The sequence below is a fragment of the Vibrio sp. FF145 genome (assembly GCF_041439075.1).
GTDB lineage: Bacteria > Pseudomonadota > Gammaproteobacteria > Enterobacterales > Vibrionaceae > Vibrio > Vibrio tasmaniensis_A.
Genome location: NZ_JBGONH010000116.1, coordinates 1 through 2,180, shown reverse-complemented (window position 1 = coordinate 2,180; position 2,180 = coordinate 1). Strand labels below are relative to the sequence as shown.

Here is a 2,180-nt window from a genome sequence, read left to right as displayed (position 1 = left end):
GAGTTTGAACGATGTTAATTCGTTCTGTGAATCGCTCTAAAAGCGTCACAAACTTACAAGGCAGTGTGGAGGTGTATTGCCTTGATCAAGTGTCCAAAATCTTCGCTAAGAGCGTTTGAGGGGTTCTGAGGGCTGTTTTGGGTAGCTAACTCGCCCGTTTAACATAATAGGAATAATGAACACCGATTTTTGAGGAGTTGAACAATATTTCAAAAAGGTATTATTTCTATCAATAGTTTATGTTGGCTTAAAATAAGATTTGCAGCCCAATTATTGGCTGACTAAAAGAGGATGATTAATTGTTATGACTTGTAATTCAACACATCGCTATAGTTCTACGTTTGATGGGCTACCTCATGACCAAAGTAAATTTAATGGTCGTCACAAATGTGCTGGCTGCGCATATGATGAGGGCAAGAGGTTGGGGTTATTGAAAGAGCCATCAGTTTCTATTGATTTTGATGCTTTACCTGACAGTCAGGCTGGAACGGTTCGACATAAGAGTGTACAGGCAGCTTTCGCTATGGGTTACCAAGATGGTGTCCTTGAATCTTACAGTCGAGGCTAGGGGGAATAAATGGAGTGTCCTAATGACAATTGTTCACATGAATTTGATATTGATTTGAGTGAATTGGAAAGAGAAAGTAATGGTAACTCTGGCTCTCATACAACTTCGTACTCATACACAGGGGGCGTTGTGTGTCCAGAGTACGGTCATGAGAGTGAAGTTAGCATTGATACAGATGAAGTAGATGATACTGGTGAAGTTCTATCATCCGATTTCACATAAGTTCACTTAGTGCGAAGCCAGATTTAGACACAAGAACGGCTCCCTATTGGGAGCCGTTCTTCGTTACGCAGTCACGTGAGTGAACACAACAGAAATTATGAAGATCTTACTTTTGATGATGATAGTGAAAACTTTGGTCTCAGACCAAGATTAGCCTCAAACTATCCTTACCAAAACTCTGGTTGAGACATGCGAGTAGGGAATATTCTTAAAATCTCAATACAGTTATTTTTTACTCGATAAGGTATTAGGTAAGGAAACTTATTTAGGACAAGCTCTCTTGTTCCAAAGACTCGACCAGGACGACCCATCGCAGGATTGGTTTTTAGAAGATTTGTTAAGTCATAGACTTCTTGAACAAACTCACGTGATGATTGTGGGTTATGTTCGTGTAAATACTCTGCAGACTGCTCTAAATTGATTAAGGCTTTTTTAAGCCACTTAATCTGCATTTACACCCCACTTAGAAAATGCGTCTTGTACATCGTCCTTGTTAGCAAACTGTCCTGAGTCAGCTTCATGCAGTGCATCTTTGATTTCATTTATCTGCCAAAGCTCACGAACTAAGTAATCTTGAATTGCTTGGTTGGTAATCCATGACTTTGTTCGCCCCGTGGACTCTGCAAGTAATGTTAGTTTTTGTTCAATATCTTCGGGGATTCTGACTGACATAGATGGCATAATAAGCCTCCTTGTATTACGTTAATTACATTGTAATACAAAGTAATCATTACTACTAAATTTTGTAGACTTGATAGGATTTTTTCTTAAGTGGGTTCCCTGTTACTTTCGGCCATTGGCCGTTACTGTTCGAGTAAGGTTAACAATGAAAAAAAAATTAATTATCGCGCTAATGTTTTTTGCTGCACCTGTTTTTTCTGACGGTGAAAATGAATATCAAGATGGAAAAATTGCCGGATATACAGCAGCGTGTGCAAGCTACTACGAAAATGACTATATAAAAAAATCGCTTTTTGAATCGCTGATGCTACTTCAAGAGTATGAGATTGAAAAAATGCCAGCAAGCAAGATGAAATATGAGCGCGATAAAATGTTTAAAGCAATGGAGGTGTTTTATTTAGATTTTAAAATTGATCAGAAAAAAAGAATGTGTGACGGGATTTATGGAATCTATGAGGATTATCAATTTTAGACTCTATTTAGGCGTTTTTTGTTGTGCGAACAAGGTGATCACAAAAATGATCGTTGAGATCTTTATCGTTAAGTCGTAACCTTTTGCCCTAGATGTGAAAAAACCGCCTTGCAGGGCGGTTTATTTCGGAATACTTAAACGATTGAAGCCCGTTAAGTCCTTTCATGATAGCCATATCGTTAAAGCACTTCAAGTACTCCTGCACTCTGTTTGGATTCAAGATGTTTTGGACAGAGC

Annotated in this window: 5 protein-coding genes; 3 read left to right on the top strand and 2 right to left on the bottom strand. The window is 38.5% G+C overall.

Annotated elements, in window-relative coordinates; all coding sequences use genetic code 11:
* The first annotated feature begins 304 nt into the window (after positions 1 to 304).
* On the top strand, positions 305 to 568 hold the full coding sequence (locus ACED42_RS21690; RefSeq protein WP_371704129.1) for a hypothetical protein: 264 nt from the start codon (positions 305 to 307) through the stop codon (positions 566 to 568).
* A gap of 9 nt (positions 569 to 577) precedes the next feature.
* Positions 578 to 790 (top strand): hypothetical protein, encoded by a 213-nt coding sequence (locus tag ACED42_RS21685; protein WP_371704128.1) that lies wholly within the window; start codon positions 578 to 580, stop codon positions 788 to 790.
* 167 nt (positions 791 to 957) lie between these two features.
* On the opposite strand, the gene ACED42_RS21680 is transcribed toward ACED42_RS21685, so the two are convergent.
* Positions 958 to 1,242: a type II toxin-antitoxin system RelE/ParE family toxin gene (locus ACED42_RS21680; RefSeq protein ID WP_086716333.1), complete on the bottom strand. Its 285-nt coding sequence runs from the start codon at positions 1,240 to 1,242 to the stop codon at positions 958 to 960.
* A complete protein-coding gene (locus ACED42_RS21675) occupies positions 1,232 to 1,471 on the bottom strand; it encodes a CopG family ribbon-helix-helix protein (RefSeq protein ID WP_086716332.1) in 240 nt (79 codons plus the stop codon). Before ACED42_RS21675 ends, ACED42_RS21680 begins: the two co-directional genes overlap by 11 nt.
* Positions 1,472 to 1,616: 145 nt before the next feature.
* On the opposite strand from ACED42_RS21675, the gene ACED42_RS21670 reads away from it, so the two are divergent.
* Positions 1,617 to 1,943: a hypothetical protein gene (locus ACED42_RS21670; protein WP_086716329.1), complete on the top strand. Its 327-nt coding sequence runs from the start codon at positions 1,617 to 1,619 to the stop codon at positions 1,941 to 1,943.
* The last annotated feature ends 237 nt before the right edge of the window (positions 1,944 to 2,180 follow it).

Excerpts from the sequence above, each read along its gene's own strand:
- ACED42_RS21685 (WP_371704128.1), top strand. The coding sequence starts at position 578 with ATGGAGTGTCCTAATGACAATTGTTCACATGAATTTGATATTGATTTG.
- ACED42_RS21670 (WP_086716329.1), top strand. The coding sequence starts at position 1,617 with ATGAAAAAAAAATTAATTATCGCGCTAATGTTTTTTGCTGCACCTGTT.
- ACED42_RS21680 (WP_086716333.1), bottom strand. The coding sequence starts at position 1,242 with ATGCAGATTAAGTGGCTTAAAAAAGCCTTAATCAATTTAGAGCAGTCT.
- ACED42_RS21690 (WP_371704129.1), top strand. The coding sequence starts at position 305 with ATGACTTGTAATTCAACACATCGCTATAGTTCTACGTTTGATGGGCTA.
- ACED42_RS21675 (WP_086716332.1), bottom strand. The coding sequence starts at position 1,471 with ATGCCATCTATGTCAGTCAGAATCCCCGAAGATATTGAACAAAAACTA.